A 16,695-nucleotide genomic window follows, 5' to 3' on the forward strand; every position below is an offset into this window, starting at 1 on the left:
TTCACCCCTACATAAGAAAACCAAGTATTAAATTGAATTAATGATATCTATATATTTTTGAACAATAGCTTGAGCTCTTTCGGCATCTCGAGATTCAGCAAAGATACGAAGGAGAGGTTCGGTACCTGAAGGTCGGATTAAAAGCCAAGAACCGTCGGGATAAAAAACTTTGTATCCATCAATCGTAATCCGATTTTCTTCTTCCGAAGTTAATCGATCTATTTCACTCAATATTTTCTCTTTTTTCTCAGGATTAACAGGCTTTTTCATTTTAATCTGGAAATATTGAGGAAGTTCTTTCAGAAGGTCATCAAGAGATTTTTCTTTGGTTGCCATGATGTGAAGGATTCGGGCTGCTGCTATAGCGCCGTCTCTTCCCCAAACAAAGTCTGGAAAGATCATTCCTCCGTTCTCTTCACAACCAAAAATCCCCTTATTTTCTTGTAAAGCTTTGGCTACCACTAGGTCACCGACAGCGGTGGCAAGAAATCCCCTTCCGGTTTTTATAGCAATATCCTTTAACATACTGGAGGTCGCAACGGTTGTTACAATTGGGCCGGGGATATTCTGCGAGGCTAATTCATTGGCAACCAAACTTACACTATAGTCACCTGGAACAAATTCGCCATTCGGTCGAATCACAATTAAGCGATCACCGTCTCCATCCTGAGCAAAACCGATATGAAAGGATGCATGGGTAATAAGAGTGGTAAGATCGGTTAAATTATCGGGAGTAGGCTCAGGATTTCTCCCTGGAAAGCGACCATCTGGATGGGCATTGAGACTTACAACTCGGCAGCCAAGATCGCTTAATAACTGAGGGGTAATCAAACATGGCGCACCGTTTGCACAGTCAACAACAATTCGGAATCGGCTTTGTTGGATTAGAGGGAGATTCACTTTAGCAACAATTGCTCGAATATAATCATCGTTTACATCTCGTTTAATAGTTTTTTGCGGAACATCCGTCCAGGGAACCAAATGATATTTTTCAGAATAAAAAATTTTTTCTACATCAACATCCTTTTCGCGATCTAAACCTTTACCGGTTTTTTCCATAAATTTAATGCCATTCCATTGAGGAGGGTTATGGCTGGCAGTAATCATTGCTCCCCAAGCATCCCATTGTCGACAAGCCCATTGAAGGGTGGGAGTAGCGGTGAGCCCTAATTCAATCACTTGGCAACCACAAGCAAGGAGGCCGGAAATAACGGCATCATAGATCATTTCACTGTGTTTTCGGGCATCTCTTCCCACAACAACGATTTCTCGATTGATATAAGTTCCGAAGCTGTAAGCTAATTTTAATGCAAAATCCGGTGTGAGCACTTCATTTACAATTCGCCGAATACCAAAAGTTCCGAATAGCTTTTCCATGGGAATACCTCCTTATATGAATGAAAAGTCTAACGACTTAATTCATTTTTCCTGAGAAATAAGACTTTAAAAAGGTTGGAATTTTTATCTTTTTATGAAAGGTACAAAAAATCCAAATAACAATTACTATCCTTGAGCACCAACTCGTAAATAAAACGGATTTCCACCCATAAATTATTGATTTTGCTTTTTAGAGGGGATTTTAAAAGCTTACCTCCTCATCCCTGGTTTTTTCCTAATAAGAACATATTTATTGTTTCATATCAACGCTATTTCACTCATTACTGTTATATAATTATAGTGCATTTTTATCCAGGGAGGCAGATTATGAAAGAAGAACTTGATGCCATATCGCAAATAAGTCAATTAATAATATCAGATAAGGGATTTGAAGATGTTCTACGGCTTATGGTGAATATCACTGCTCAGGTGATGAAATCCAATATCTGTTCGCTTATGCTGCTAGATGAAAAGAAAAAAGTTTTAGAAATTAAAGCAACTCAGTCGGTGAGCGAAGCTTATAATAAAAAGCCGCCGATCAAATTGGGAGAAGGGGTAGCTGGAAAAGTTGCTTTAGAAAAAAAACCGATGATAATAGCGGACGTGCGCAATGACCCTTATTACCGAAATAAAGAAATTGCTGAAAATGAGGGCCTTTGCTCCTTGGTAAGCCTCCCCTTAATGGTCAGGGGGAGAATAGTTGGTGTGCTTAATCTCTATACCTCAGAACCACGAGATTTTCATGAAGACGATATCAAAACCTTAACAACCATTGCCAACCAAGCAGCCGTCGTTATAGAAAATTATCGTTTGCTCATGGAAAGCGAATTTGTCAAAGAAGAATTAGAGACACGGAAAAAGATTGAAAGAGCAAAGGGATTTTTAATGGCTGAATATAATATCAATGAAGAGGAAGCTTACCGAAGGATTCAGAGATACAGTATGAATAAACAGAAGAGCATGAAAGATGTTGCTGAAGCAGTAATTCTTGCTTGGGAAATGAAAAAAAAGATATGAAACTTTTAACCTTTCTTTTTTGATGAAAAGATAGAGGTTACCAAAAAAATAATCGTTGCAACGAGAACTATGGTTGCTCCTGATGGTGTGTCTAAAAAATAGGAGAGGATAAGTCCTCCTCCTGACGAAGCAACTCCAAAGACAATAGCAGTTATTAAGGCTTTTTTAAAATTATCAGTGATTTGTAAAGCTGCAGCTGAAGGGATGATGAGCAAAGCCGAAACCAAAACGATTCCAACTACTTTTATTGAAATGACAATCGTGAGAGAAATAAAGCTAACCAGTAAGTAATATATTATCGATACAGGAATTCCGCTTACTTCTGCCATTTCTTGATCTAATACCAAGAGTAAGAGCTCTTTATAATAATAAAGAACAAAGAAGAAAACAACCCCTTCGACAAGAAGTGCAAGATAAAGGTCGTTCAAAGTCACTGATAATATATTGCCAAATAAATACCCGAATAGGTCAACATTTACGCCTTTCAGGAGACCGAAAATCAATATTCCAAGCGCCATTGTGCTAGCAAAAAAAATTCCAATCGTTGTATCTTCTTTTATGCGACTTTTTTTTGAGATATATGCAATTCCTAAACCAGAAGCAACACAAAAGATAATTGAGGATAATACCGGATCAATTTGAAGAAGAAAACCGATGGCTACTCCTCCAAAGGCAGCATGTGAGATACCAGCTCCCATAAAGGACATTCCTTTTAAAACAACATAAACTCCAATTACAGCACAGAGCGAACCAATTAATATTCCTGCCAATAAAGCACGTTGCATAAAGGTATAACTGAGAATGTCCAGTTCAAATCACTCCTTGGAATCGAGCGCTTAATACAAGCGGGAATTCTTAGGTTTTATGCTGATTTTCAACGTCTTCTGTGGTTTCTCCTGCGCAATAATGAACCGGTGAAGATTTTCGAACAACAATATGAGGAACAATTCCATGATGGAAGAAAGCTGCTTCGCGACCGTACATTTCTGTTAAGGTTTCATCGGTTATCCCCTTTTCTGGTCGATCATGGACAAATACCTTTCGATTGACGCAGGCGATAGTATCGACATATTGGGCAATGACACCAATGTCGTGGGAAACTGTGAGGATAGTAATCCTTTGTTGATGTAGAGTGAGAAGGAGTTCATACAAACTTTCGCTGTTTTTTGGGTCAACAGCGGTGGTTGGTTCATCGAGAATTAACATGTCAGGATTATTTATTAAAGCCCGAGCGATCATTATTCTTTGTCGCTGACCACCAGATAATTTGCCTATTTGCTTTCTGCGTAAGGATTGAAGGCCAGTCTTTTCCAAAGTTTCATTCACTGCTAAGCGATCGTATTTATGCGGGAGGCGTCCAGGACCAATGGTCGCGTACCTGCCGGTTAATACAAAATCTTCAACGTTGATGGGGAAGGAGTAGTCTATTTTACTCATTTGTGGAACATAACCTATTTGTTTTCGGATGCTGGGATGTTCGTTGATATTTTTCCCAAAAACCAACACCTTACCGGAAGTTGGTTTTAAGAGACCTAAAATGAGTTTTAGCAATGTCGTTTTTCCTGCTCCATTTGGTCCAATAACGGCAAGAAATTCTCCTTTTTTAACCTGAAGAGAAACATCTTCTAAAACTTCCAAATCTGGGTAAGAAAATGAAACAGACATGAATTCTATATCATATAAAAAACTCGTTTGGTTCCTATCCATTGGTAATCACCTTCATCATCGAGACATAAATGAACCTTACCTAAGATGGAGTAAAATCAACTGCTTCTTAATGCTAATCAATGCTTCATTTTCTGTCAAGGTCGGTTACAATTATAGAGAGAATTTAGAAATTGAGGTGGATTTATGAAAAGCTATCGAAAGGAATTATGGTTTGAAATATCACAACGGAGAAGTTTTACTTGCATAACACCAACTGTCAGAACCTATGTTGAAGAAAGCCGAGTAAAAGAAGGATTACTCCTTTGTAATACGATGCATATTACCGCGAGTGTTTTTATTAATGATAATGAGACTGGTTTACATAATGATTTTGAAAAGTGGTTGGAAAAATTGGCTCCAGAAAAACCCTATAATCAATACCAACACAATGGTTATGAAGATAATGCTGATGCTCATTTGAAGAGAACCATAATGGGGAGAGAAGTTGTGATTGCAATAACGAATGGAAAATTGGATTTAGGACCATGGGAGGAAATTTTCTATGGTGAGTTTGATGGGAAAAGAAGAAAGAGAGTTCTAGTAAAAATTATTGGAGAATAACTTAAGCCAAATTTAGCTGAATTATATATTTCCGTTTTGATGGAAGGAGCGAAATCATTGAAAGAGCAAAAAAATAATTCTTGCTTAATGTTAGGAAATGAAGCAATTGCCAGGGGTGCCTATGAAGGGGGTGTTCAGGTTGGTTCTGGTTACCCAGGAACTCCCAGTAGCGAAATTCTTGAGTATCTCAGTCAATATAAGGAAGTCCATTCAAGGTGGTGTCCAAATGAAAAAGTTGCTCTCGAGGTAGCTGCTGGAGTAGCTATAGCAGGAGGACGAGTTTTAGTCACTATGAAACACGTTGGTCTAAATGTTGCTGCTGATCCATTGATGACAATTTCTTATACAGGAGTGAGAGGAGGGCTGGTTATAGTCGTTGCCGATGATCCAGGGATGCATTCTTCTCAAAATGAGCAAGATAGCCGTAACTATGCAAAGTTTGCCAAAATACCTTTTTTAGAGCCAGCAGATAGTGAGGAAGCCCGGATTTTTACAAAGGAAGGGTTTATTATAAGTGAAAAATTTGACACTCCAATTATGATTCGTTCAACCACCCGAGTTTCACACTCTCGATCAGTTGTATTTCCTCAGGAACGAATTCATTTTACACCTTTTCCTTATCAAAAAGATGCAGAAAAATATGTTATGATTCCAGCATTTGCCAGAAAGCGAAGAGTTGCTCTTGAAAAGCGCTTAGAGGTATTAAGAGGTTGGGTAGAAGAATCAGATCTAAATCGTATTGAAATGAGAGACCCTCAATTTGGAATAATCACTGGAGGAGTCCTCTATAATCATGTTCGTGAAGTATTTCCTCAAGCTTCAATATTAAAAATAGGAATTGGTTATCCTCTTCCTTATCAGACGATATCAGATTTTGTCAGAAAAGTTAAAAATGTAGTGGTTGTTGAAGAATTGGATCCTTTTTGGGAAACTGAAATTAAAGCAGCCGGCATTCCGGTTGAGGGGAGAAATCGAATTCCAGGAATTGGTGAAATCACCCCCGATGTTCTAAAGGTAGCATTTGGAGTACCTCAACCCGTACCGTCAATTGACGATTTAAATCAATATATTTTCCCCAGGCCACCTGTATTGTGTGCTGGTTGTCCTCATCGGGGAGTATTTAGGATTCTTTCCGAACTGAAAATTACCGTTACAGGGGATATCGGATGCTATACCTTGGGCGTTATGCCGCCAATTTCATCTATTGATTCCTGTATTTGTATGGGGGCATCAATTTCAAATGCTGAAGGTTTCAAGTTAACTCATCCAGAACTGACCGTTGGAGCGGTAATTGGTGATTCAACATTTATTCATAGCGGGATCGGCCCTCTTTTAGATGCAGTATATAACCAAACCAATATTATAGTCTTTATTTTAGACAACCGCATTACCGCAATGACTGGGGGGCAAAATCATCCTGGAACGGGAATAACTTTGATGGGAGAAAAAACCTCAGCACTCGACATTGAAGAACTGGTAAAAGCTTTAGGAGTGAAAGAGGTTCACCATTTTAGTTCATTTGATATTTTACATTTCCGATCGCTCCTGAAGGAAGTAATAAAAAAGAATTCTGGACCAACCGTTTTTATTCTCAGTGAGCCTTGTCAGCTTATTCGAAAAAAAGGAAATAAAAATTTCTATCAAGTAGATCCAAATCTCTGTCGGCTTTGTAAGAAGTGCTTACAATTAGGTTGTCCGGCAATACGACTCGATGGCGAACGAGTTCAGATTATCGCTGAATATTGTCGTGCTTGTGGTGTTTGTAGTCAGATATGCCAGTTTAACGCAATTAAGGAGGAATACCAATCATGAAATTTGGTGGTATTGTTATTGTCGGTGTGGGTGGAACCGGTGTTTTAAAAGCAAGTGAAATACTATCGAGATTCCTCCTTATTCAGGGATTTGATGTTCGTCAATCAGAAGTTCATGGAATGGCTCAACGCGGTGGATCAGTGATAACTCAACTCAAATATGGTGAAAAAGTGTATTCCCCTTTGTTAGGGAAGGGCGAAGCTCAATATATGATTGCCACTGAAGAAGTTGAAGCGCTTCGATATGGTGAATTTCTTTCTTCTGATGCAACTATCATCATTAATTCCTGGAGGCTGAACCCATTGGGTACCAAGCCAGAACCTTATACCGGCTTATCCGCTCGTTTATATAGGGAAAAAGGTATTCAAGTGTATGAAGTGAATGCTAATTCGGTAGCTGAATCCCTGCAGAATTCAAGAGTTGCAAATTCAGTATTGATTGGTGCTTTTAGTAAAATATTTAATGCCGATAATGAAAATATATGGGAAGATGTTGTCAGGGAAACATTTCCTCAGAAGTTTTTTGATATCAATATGAGGGCCTTCTTAAAAGGGAGAGAATTGGTTACTATCTAATAAGTTAATTTATACATAAGAAAGAGAAATAACATAACAGATATGTTAGCTAAAATTTAAAATTGCACCTTTTAAGTTTTAAAATTGCACTAATTTTAATTCCGAACATTTTATCTTTTCTATTCCCACCAACTGGGATTTATACCAAAAACGAATTTCAGCAAGGTTCATTTCGTCATCTGGGACAATACGGAGCTGAACCTTTTCCCGGATCGGAACCCCGGGAACCTTGAATTCAACATTTTGAAAGGAGATCTTCCGGTAGGGATTCACCACCCGTTCCGCTCGTAAGCAGAAGATATCTTTGGTAGATTGGAAAGGAACCGGAAGAGTAAATTCTCGAAAAAGTGATTTTCCTTGCTCGAAAGCTTTTGCCATCCGGAGCGCTGGTATTTCTCCGGTAGTACTATGAACCTGATGATAATTATAGCGATTCATTTCATTATTGAGGATCTGTTGTCCCTCTTCAATGGTAGTGGCGTTTTCCCGATAACAGGTCCGAACAATGCGATCCTGCAACCACTGAAAAGGTCTTTCAATTTTGCCTTTGGCTTGGGGTGAAAGAGCATAGGCGATCTTGACCCGGCATTCATCTAAGACCTGTTTCCACTGGGGATTGATTTCATCAGTGAGACGTTGATGTTTTCTCCAGAAACTATCCCGGGTTTGAACAAAACGAAAGATCGAGTGATTGTCGACATAATAAGAATAAGGAAAGCCGTAGCGCAGCCAGACGGTTTCTAAAGCTTGGATATGGTTCCAGCTGGTCTCCCTTAAGACGAACTGGGCAAAGACAATCATCCGACTATAATCATCTAAGCTGGTGATAAGATACCACTTGTCTTCGGCACTGGGTGAAAAGCGGTGATGGGAGGAATCATGTTGGATGAGTTCTCCGATATAGTGGGTGAGGACTTCCCGGTCATGAGTTTTTTTGGGTGGTTTTTCTTGAAAAAAGCCATGTTTTTTCGCCCGGTTAATGATGGTGGGAAGAGATACTTTTTGCTGGTATTTCCGAAAGAGTTCATCTTGTATGTAACTATAGTTGTAGGTTCGAATGGGAAGGTCGGGATTCACGATCAGGACTTTTTCCAGAGCCAGTTCGTTAAAGATGTTGATTTCAATCTCGGGAGCAAGGGTTCGAGGTGGTTTTTCCCTGGGAAACACCAGAGAAAAATGTTTCGGATCAGTCTGATACCGGTTGAGGAGCTGGAAAAACCGTCTTCTTTTAATACCGAGGATATCTAAAAGATAAGAAAGCTCAAGGGTCTTATCAAGATATCGTTCCAAATAGGATTGAACCATTTCAGTGGAAAATCGCTTATGAAGTTGTTGTCCCATGGATTTCGACCTCCTTCTTCTTAAAAAGAAGTCTATACCATAGGAGGCTCTGGTGGATACTGACGCTGATGGGGATAATAGAAAGGATCATTATCCCCATCGCTTGGACAACTCTTAAAACGAGTTGCCCACAGTTTCCACCAGCCGACGACGAAATATTTATATGGTAATAATGATCTACCCATTACAATTTAGTGCACTTTTAAATTTTAATTTAGTGCACTTTTAAATTTTAATTTAGTGCACTTTTAAAACTTAAATGACAATAACATAACAGATATTGACAAATTTAACTAAATGAATATAATAATGTAAGGAAATAACGTTTAAAAAAATATAAATAAATAGAAAATCCCCTCCTTGCATTTATAGGGAGCCGACTCGCCCGAGTTAGCTCCCTATAAATGTTTTTAGGGATCATTTACTTAAATGATTGTTAGCGACCTATAAAAAAACATGAAAGACACATGCCATTGAATCATCAATCAATGGGAGAATGAATTTAACAATTGTCCTTCTTGGAGAGGTGCCGCTTTGCGGCGGGGAGGATGTCTTTTGGTTTTTTTATGGTTACCCTAAGAGAATGAGTAAGTAACACAAAAAATTTGGCTAAATGATATTGCCACGTCGCCTTACTCCTCGCAATGAAAGAGCAGTAATAAATTCAAATCTCCCTAACCCCTTTGCAAAAGGGGGAGGTACCACACATATGGCATGAGGTTCTATCCTGAAAATACCATCTTATAAATTCCCCCATTGAGGGGGGATAAAGGGGGGTGTGCCTTTAATCGGTCATCCTGAGCCCTCGCTTTTTGAGGGCGTGAGGATCTCATCTTTTAAGTTTTTTCTTCATAAATACTTTAAATGATGAGATTCTTACGTCGTCCGGCAAAAACACCGGACTCCTCAGAATGACTAAGTGGATGGTAGAGATTGCCACGTCGCACAAGACGCTCCTCGCAATGACGGATTTAGATAGGTATTTTCATCCTCATCTGGTGCTGCAAAGCAGCATGACGGTCTATCCTGAAAATCCACGGACATGATAAATCAAGCCCCTACAAAAGAATTAAAAAATAGAAGAGCTCAATTTATTGCGCCCGATCAATGGAGCGACATGCCATGGCATGTCGAATCTTTGTTTTCATCCTCATCTGGTGTTGCTAGGCAGTATAAAAATCTATCCCGAAAAAGCAGTGAGAAGTGAGTGGTGAAATTTATCTTTAAAGCCAACACAGATAACTACCCAGAAAAAAGTAAAATTTATTTATGATAAGTGATTTGAGAGAATTGACCAATAATTTTTCTTGGAACTCCAAAATAGCGCTCAAATAACAAACCATGACCAGTTGGAAACCAAAATATTTTTTTTGGTGAAGAAGCAGCATCAAAAAGTGCCCAAGTACATTCGGGAGGAACAATGACATCTTGGCTGGCATTAAAAAAATAGACAGGAACCTGATCCAAATGAGATATCCAATGCAATGGATCGATATCCTTCCATTGCCGAGCAAGGTCAAAAGGTGAGATTTTTTTCTTAAGAAGGCTATAGCGGATATTGACCATGGAATCAAGCAGGCTTTCTCGAGCAAGAATTTCTAAATTTCCACCTCCTACCACCAGGGCAATTCCTTTAAAATTTTTATATTGGCCACAAACAATACTACCAATTATCGCGCCCAAGCTTACCCCCCAAAAAAAAAGAGAATGACGATCAAAATCAGGATGATTTTCAATAAACCGAAGAGCGATTAAAGAATTGTTAATAGTTCTAAAAAAAGCTTTTTTATCATTTTCAATGTCAGGAGAAAGAATGTCTTTTCCAGCTTGAGTTCGATCACCATGATATTCCATGTCTATGGCTAACGCCATAAAGCCCGACTTTCCAAGCTCATTGGCAAGGAATTGGATGTTTTCTTTGCTGCCACGATAATAATGAAGGAAAAAAATGGCCGGGTAGGGAGGGGGTGTGGTTGGTTTAATCATCAGTGCGGGTATTTGTGGGTTAATATAGAACTTGGTTAAGAGATAGTTTTTACTTTGACGAATTATTCGATGGGATTTTGAATCAGCATTCATTTCTTTTCACCAATAAGCTTTTATTGTTGTTTTTTATCAAAAAATATAAATTGACAGCTCAAACCAGCTCAATTATACTCTAAAAGAGGTCGGAAGTCTTATTGTGTTTTTGTTTTAGGGTGATCGAAAATGGCAAGGAGGTGAAAATCAAATAGTTTTATATGAAGGTGATTATTCATTAAAAAAAATTAAAAGGGGGGTTATTTATGAAAAGAAATAGATCAAAGTTGGTCTTGTATATTAGTATTATTACAATTCTTGTCCTCAGTCTTTTCCTCTCTGCTGGCATCTCCAATGCACAAGATAAAAAACTAACTTTCTATTATGTTGACCACGGAACACCTGGTAATCCTTTCTGGGCAGTTTATTACAAGGGGATCGAAGATGCTATTCAGTGGTTAGCTCAATTTGGTGTAGAAGTGAAGCATCTTTCTGCTGAAGCTGATGTAAAAAAACAGATTGATATGCTAAAAATGGCTGTAGCAGCAAAACCTGATGGGTTGGTTACCTCAATAATTGATCCGAAAACTTTCGATCCCATTCTTCGGCCAGCTATTGAAGCAGGTATGGCGTTAATGGCAGCTAATGTAGAGGATCCTCGTCCTCCCGAGGAAAGAATTCCCTATTTAGCCTATTATGGAGAAGACACTTGGAAATCTGGTGTTGAGTTAGGAGCAGCTTTAATTAAATACATCAAAGAAACCAATGGTTTCCAACCAAAACATGTGCTTCTGTGTAATCCCATGGCAGGCCATTACGTTTGGGAAGCACGACTCCAAATGTTGGGAGAAACCTTGGAAAAAGAATATGGAACCAAGCAAGATAAAGTGGTTGTTGGTGAAGATCCAACCAAAGCCATGGAAATTATTCGAGCCTTTTTGGTAAAGAATCCTGATGTTGATGTTATTTGTGCCCCAACCCACTTTACCCATGCTAATGTAGGTTTGGTAAAAGAATTAGGCAGAGAAGCAGGCAAAGATATTTATCTTTGTTGTTTTGATATGATGCCGGAAACGCTTCAGGATATCAAAGATGGAAAAGTTGTTTGTACTCATGACCAGCAACAATATTTACAAGGCTTTCTCCCGCTGATCGATCTCTATCTCTATAAAGCAAAATACAATGTTCATCCTTACGGAATTGTATCAACCGGACCAATTATTATTGATCGATACAACGTAGATACAGTAATAGAGGGAGCAAAAGCTGGATATCGGTAGATTTGTTGAGTAAAAAATCCTGCCCGTTTTTTAACGGGCAGGATGGGTCAATTCCCATTCTTGGAGAGGAGATAGGATTATGAACACTGAGACTGCATCGATTGCAAATGAAACCTCCCCACTTCTCAAAATTAAAGGATTAACCAAACGTTTTGGAGGAGTCATTGCCCTCAATAAAGTAGATTTTGATGTCAATTACAATGAAGTTGTTGGACTTCTTGGTGATAATGGAGCAGGAAAATCTACTTTGGTAAAAACTATAATGGGAGTTTTCCCACCCGATCAAGGTGAAATGTTTTTCATGGGGAAAAAAATTTCTTTCCGTTCACCAGAAGAAGCAAGAGCGGCTGGCATTGAGATAGTTTATCAAGGAATGAACCTCATTGAAACCATGAACATCTGGAGAAATTTTTTTGTTGGTAAAGAAGAAGTAAAAAAAGATAGTTTTTTTAAATTTCTTGATGTTCAGATCATGAAACAACGAACCAGTGAAAATTTAGAGAAGGTCCGGGTCAGTATGCGTTCCCCCGACGAATATGTCAACATCCTATCGGGAGGTCAGAAACAATCAATTGCCATAGGTCGAGCCCTTTACTTTGGCGCTAAGTTACTCATTCTCGATGAACCAACAACCGCTTTATCAGTTCGAGAAACTGAAAAAGTGCTTGATTTTATTAAATCACTCAAAAAGGAAGGCGTTTCGGTTATATTCATTACCCATAATATTTATCATGTATTTGATGTTGCTGATCGCTTTGAAATTTTAGACCACGGTGTCAAAATTGGTTCTCTTTCTCGTCATGAAGCTGCTGCTGGAACCTGCTCTCCAGAAATTATTATGGAAATTATCAGAAAGGGGAGGAAAGATGCCTGAGCATAATCAGCTTAAACCTTCAAATTCATCAAAACCCCTTCTATTGCGGTCGGAATTAATAGTTATTCTTCTTCTTCTGGTTTTTTTTATTCTTTTTTCTCGGATATCTGCTGGGTTTTTTTCCTCAAGCATGCTCAATGTCATTTTTTTAACTGGTTCTGAATTAGGGATTATTGCCTTAGGTGTAACCTTATTAATTATCTCCGGTGAAATGGATCTTTCAGTTGCATCGGTTTTTGTTTTCAGCAATTACATAGTTTTAATTAGTAATCAATTTGGTTTGCCGATTCTGTTCAGTTTTATTTTTGGAATTATTTTTGGAATTGGTGCTGGATTCTTAAATGGATTTTTCACTATGAAATTTAAAATTCCGTCATTTGTTGTTACCCTGGGATTTATGATTTTTTGGCGGGCAGTATTAGCTGGATTAACCAATGGAGAACCTACTTATTACGAGGGAGCTCCGACTCGATTTTTTGAGATATTGGGTGGGCAAATCGGATTCATACCGAATCAATTTATCTGGTTCTGTATTTTAGCAGTTATATTCAGCATTGTCCTCAATCGAACCAAGTTTGGTAACTGGATTATGGCAACCGGAGGAAGCATTCAAACCGCTCGGGCTTTAGGGGTTAATGTTTTTCGTACTAAAATGATCTGTTTTATGATTTCATCAGCTTTAGCCGCCTTTGCCGGAGCATCGTTTTTGGTTCGTTCTAGTTACCTTGATCCTATTGTGGCTACTGGGATGGAATTAGAGGCGGTAGCAGCTGCTGTTATTGGAGGGACTATTCTTACCGGTGGAATTGGGAGTATCATTGGAACATCGATATGTGCCTTCCTTCTTAAGGAAGTCCAAGTAGGAATTGCGACTTATGGAATTCGAGTCGAATATTATAATGTTCTGGTAGGAATCTTGCTCATGATTGCTGCAGTAATTAATAGCGCCTTGATTAAAAAACTTCTAAAAACTTAAAACATGAGGGTTAAAAGGATATGAAGAGAACGTAGGGGGAGAGCATGAAAAACATACTTAATCATTATCGGGAAAATCAAGCAGCCACTCGGGATATACCATTTAAAAGAAAAGTCACCTTACGATACGAAATAACTGTTATCCTTGCCTTGGCAATTATTTTTGTATTTTTTTCAATATTATCTCCAAATTTCCTTGGACCGCTTATCCTTCCTGGAATACTCCTGATCGGGGCAGAATTGGGAATATTAGCCTTGGGTCAAACTTTTGTTATCATTGTAGGAGAAATTGATCTCTCGATAGCATCAGTTTATGGCTGGGCGGCAGTTATTGCCACTCTTTTGTCCAATAATGGTTTTCCTTATCCGGTCAGTTTAATTATTGCGATTGCTTTTGGATGCATGGTCGGTTTTTTGAACGGGTTAATAACTCAAAAGTTTAAAATTCCTGCTTTGATTGCGACCTTGGGCATGATGTGGATCTTGAGGGGAAATTTAATTGGGCTCTTTGGCGGCAGTTTTATTTCTTATAAAGGGAAAGAATCAATCCTGCTGCAATCACTTGGTGGTCGTATTGGCTATTTCCCACGTCTATTTTTCTGGTTTATTGGCATTGCCCTGCTACTCAATTATATTTTATACCATACCCGAATAGGGAATTGGATATTTGCAACTGGGGGAAATCGTGAAACCGCACGAGCTTTAGGTGTGAACACCACCCGGAGTAAAATTGCTTCTTTCGTTATTTGTTCTGCTTTAGCAGCTTTTGCGGGTGGGGCTTACATTGGAAGGATTGATTGGTTTATGACTCGGATTGGTATGAGTAGTATGGGTTATGGTTTAGAAATTGAGGCGATTGCAGCATCTATTATGGGAGGTACCGCTTTCACTGGAGGGAAAGGAAGTATCATTGCTGTTTCAATCGCAGCCTTTGCCTTTTCTTCTTTTAAAAGTGGTTTGATACTAATTGGAGCAACTGGTTACTGGATTGATGCCGCAGTAGCAGTTCTTCTTATCCTTTTTTGTCTTCTCCAACGAATGGGCCGCAGTAGTAATCATACTTGATGAATGAAAAATATATGGTAGAATTGAAAAAATTCTTTTTTGGGAAGGTGAGAACCGGATGCTGAAAGCCCACTATTCATTCGAGAAATCAGGTGTATTTAACCCCAAACAAGTGTTTTATCATTTAAGCATACCTGAGTTGTTTGAACATGCATTACAAAAAAAAGAGGGCATACTATCATCAACAGGTGCGTTCAGTGTTCTCACTGGAGCTTATACTGGGCGATCACCAGAAGATCGTTTTTTTGTTGATGACGAAACGACCCATAATTTGATTGACTGGGGCAAGGTTAATAAACCGATATCACAGGAAATATATGAGCGTTTGTATGCCAAAATGATGAGTTATCTTCAGCAAAAAGATGTCTATCTCGATGACGCTTATGTTGGAACCGACCCAAAAAATCGCTTGGCAGTTCGTTTTATCAACGAATATGCATATTGTTCAATATTTGTGAATAATATGTTTTTAGAACCGAATACCCAAGAATTGCAATCATTTGTTCCAGATTTTACTGTATTCTGTTTCCCTCGTTTTAAAGCAATTCCTGGGATTGATGGAGTTCGTTCTGAAGCGTTTGTCATTATCAATTTTAAGGAGAAAAAAATAATAATCGGTGGTACCTCCTACGGTGGTGAAATAAAAAAAGCCGTTTTTACTGTTATGAATTTTCTTCTTCCTCAAAAAGGAGTTCTCCCAATGCATTGCTCGGCTAATATTGGTAAAGATGGAGATGTGGCAATATTTTTTGGCTTATCAGGAACTGGTAAAACTTCACTTTCAGCTGATATTGAAAGACGTCTAATCGGAGATGATGAGCATGGTTGGTCAGAGCAAGGGATCTTTAACTTTGAGGGAGGCTGCTATGCAAAATGTATCAATCTTTCAAAAGAAAAAGAACCACAAATTTGGGATGCTATCCGCTATGGAGCAATAATGGAAAATATTTACCTTGCACCAGATTCTCGCCAACCTGATTATACCGACAACCGATATACCGAAAATACACGGGTGAGCTATCCAATTGAATTTATCCCAAATGCTTTAATACCAGGAATTGCAAAACATCCGCAAGTAATTATATTTTTAACTGCCGATGCTTTCGGAGTTATGCCGCCAGTAGCGAAGTTAACCACCGAAAAAGCTATTTATAACTTTATTTTAGGTTACACCAGTAAATTGGCTGGGACAGAAAGAGGGATAGTAGAACCACAGGCCACCTTTTCAGTGTGTTTTGGAGCACCTTTTATGCCTCTCAACCCCAAAACCTACGCTCAAATGTTGGGAAAGAAAATTTCCCAACATGGTTCCAGAGTTTATTTGGTAAATACCGGTTGGGTTGGTGGTCCCTACGGAATAGGAAAGAGAATCGATATTGATTATACCCGGAAAATGGTCAAGGTAGCAATTGATGGGACGATTGATCAGAATGGTTATCATGAAGATACAGTTTTCCAGCTTTTAATACCAAACGAATTGCCTGGTATTCCCAATGATATATTGAATCCGGGGAATCTTTGGAACAATCATTCTGACTATGCCAACGAAGCTCAAAAACTGAAAAATCGTTTTGATGAGGTTATGAAGAAATACCTCCCTCTTTAAAAATGGAATTCAAAAAAATAAAAAGCGGTCGTCTAGGACAGCCGCTTTTTATTTTTAATACTTATAAATCTCTTCATCGGTGAGGAGCTGAAAGTTATTTCTTTCTAAAACACTCTGAGCTCGTGGCTGGCTTTCAACCTGAATAATGAGTATTGCCTTCTTGCCACTGGCTACAACAAATCCGTAAGCATCTTCGATGTTGATGCTATTTTCCGCTAAGACCTCGGCAACCCGATGGAGACCACCTGGTAGGTCTTCCATAATGACTGCGATGACTTCTTGTAAATAGGAAGGAATTCCTTGGCTACGAAGAATTTCAAAAGCTTCATGGGGTTGATCGACTAAAACTTTAATGACCCCGAATCCATTTGCGCTGGATATGGTTATTGCCCGAATATTAATGGAAGCTTCTGTAAATAAACGTGTTAATTTTTCTATTCTCCCCGGTTTATTTTCAGCAAAAATTGAAACCTGATGAGCCATATT

At 38.7% G+C, this 16,695-nt stretch carries 15 protein-coding genes; 9 read left to right on the plus strand and 6 right to left on the minus strand.

Translation table 11 applies throughout. The features are described 5' to 3' along the window. Positions 1-27: 27 nt before the first annotated feature. Positions 28-1,377 carry a phosphoglucosamine mutase gene (gene glmM / locus RT761_RS09775; protein WP_218111235.1) on the minus strand — a complete coding sequence of 450 codons (1,350 nt, stop codon included), beginning with the start codon at positions 1,375-1,377 and terminating at the stop codon, positions 28-30. Between the two features lie 327 nt (positions 1,378-1,704). Here glmM and RT761_RS09780 point away from each other — a divergent pair, with 327 nt between their 5' ends. Beyond that, positions 1,705-2,394: a GAF domain-containing protein gene (locus RT761_RS09780; protein ID WP_218111236.1), complete on the plus strand. Its 690-nt coding sequence runs from the start codon at positions 1,705-1,707 to the stop codon at positions 2,392-2,394. A gap of 5 nt (positions 2,395-2,399) precedes the next feature. Here RT761_RS09780 and RT761_RS09785 read toward each other — a convergent pair whose 3' ends face one another. Then, entirely contained in the window at positions 2,400-3,179 is a 780-nt protein-coding gene (locus tag RT761_RS09785) for a metal ABC transporter permease (protein ID WP_218111237.1), read from the minus strand. 70 nt (positions 3,180-3,249) lie between these two features. Next, the gene (locus RT761_RS09790) at positions 3,250-4,101 is read right to left on the minus strand and encodes a metal ABC transporter ATP-binding protein (protein ID WP_218111238.1); all 852 of its coding nucleotides are present in this window, start codon (positions 4,099-4,101) and stop codon (positions 3,250-3,252) included. A gap of 144 nt (positions 4,102-4,245) precedes the next feature. Between RT761_RS09790 and RT761_RS09795 the strand changes: the two genes are divergently transcribed. The 3 genes from RT761_RS09795 to RT761_RS09805 all read left to right on the plus strand — a co-directional run bounded on the left by RT761_RS09795 (position 4,246) and on the right by RT761_RS09805 (position 7,049). Then, positions 4,246-4,662, plus strand: a complete 417-nt coding sequence (locus RT761_RS09795) for a secondary thiamine-phosphate synthase enzyme YjbQ (protein ID WP_218111239.1) — start codon at positions 4,246-4,248, stop codon at positions 4,660-4,662. An 87-nt stretch (positions 4,663-4,749) separates the two neighbouring features. Beyond that, on the plus strand, positions 4,750-6,474 hold the full coding sequence (gene iorA / locus RT761_RS09800) for an indolepyruvate ferredoxin oxidoreductase subunit alpha (RefSeq protein ID WP_343073784.1): 1,725 nt from the start codon (positions 4,750-4,752) through the stop codon (positions 6,472-6,474). After that, a complete protein-coding gene (locus tag RT761_RS09805; RefSeq protein WP_218111241.1) occupies positions 6,471-7,049 on the plus strand; it encodes an indolepyruvate oxidoreductase subunit beta in 579 nt (192 codons plus the stop codon). The genes iorA and RT761_RS09805 overlap by 4 nt, the downstream gene beginning before the upstream one ends. Positions 7,050-7,127: 78 nt before the next feature. Here RT761_RS09805 and RT761_RS09810 read toward each other — a convergent pair whose 3' ends face one another. Continuing rightward, the gene (locus RT761_RS09810; RefSeq protein WP_218111242.1) at positions 7,128-8,390 is read right to left on the minus strand and encodes a hypothetical protein; all 1,263 of its coding nucleotides are present in this window, start codon (positions 8,388-8,390) and stop codon (positions 7,128-7,130) included. Between the two features lie 1,263 nt (positions 8,391-9,653). Then, positions 9,654-10,469: an alpha/beta hydrolase gene (locus RT761_RS09815; RefSeq protein WP_218111243.1), complete on the minus strand. Its 816-nt coding sequence runs from the start codon at positions 10,467-10,469 to the stop codon at positions 9,654-9,656. A 206-nt stretch (positions 10,470-10,675) separates the two neighbouring features. Here RT761_RS09815 and RT761_RS09820 point away from each other — a divergent pair, with 206 nt between their 5' ends. The 5 genes from RT761_RS09820 to pckA all read left to right on the plus strand — a co-directional run bounded on the left by RT761_RS09820 (position 10,676) and on the right by pckA (position 16,209). Continuing rightward, a complete protein-coding gene (locus tag RT761_RS09820) occupies positions 10,676-11,689 on the plus strand; it encodes a substrate-binding domain-containing protein (protein ID WP_218111244.1) in 1,014 nt (337 codons plus the stop codon). Between the two features lie 79 nt (positions 11,690-11,768). Then, positions 11,769-12,563, plus strand: a complete 795-nt coding sequence (locus tag RT761_RS09825) for an ATP-binding cassette domain-containing protein (protein WP_218111245.1) — start codon at positions 11,769-11,771, stop codon at positions 12,561-12,563. Further along, positions 12,556-13,539, plus strand: a complete 984-nt coding sequence (locus RT761_RS09830) for an ABC transporter permease (RefSeq protein WP_218111246.1) — start codon at positions 12,556-12,558, stop codon at positions 13,537-13,539. The genes RT761_RS09825 and RT761_RS09830 overlap by 8 nt, the downstream gene beginning before the upstream one ends. Before the next feature lie 44 nt (positions 13,540-13,583). Then, entirely contained in the window at positions 13,584-14,603 is a 1,020-nt protein-coding gene (locus tag RT761_RS09835; RefSeq protein ID WP_218111247.1) for an ABC transporter permease, read from the plus strand. 58 nt (positions 14,604-14,661) lie between these two features. Further along, complete coding sequence (gene pckA, locus RT761_RS09840; RefSeq protein ID WP_218111248.1) at positions 14,662-16,209, plus strand: phosphoenolpyruvate carboxykinase (ATP); 1,548 nt, start codon at positions 14,662-14,664, stop codon at positions 16,207-16,209. Between the two features lie 54 nt (positions 16,210-16,263). On the opposite strand, the gene RT761_RS09845 is transcribed toward pckA, so the two are convergent. Then, a complete protein-coding gene (locus RT761_RS09845) occupies positions 16,264-16,692 on the minus strand; it encodes an ACT domain-containing protein (RefSeq protein WP_218111249.1) in 429 nt (142 codons plus the stop codon). Between the last annotated feature and the right edge of the window lie 3 nt (positions 16,693-16,695).

The sequence above is a fragment of the Atribacter laminatus genome (genome assembly GCF_015775515.1).
Classification (GTDB): domain Bacteria; phylum Atribacterota; class Atribacteria; order Atribacterales; family Atribacteraceae; genus Atribacter; species Atribacter laminatus.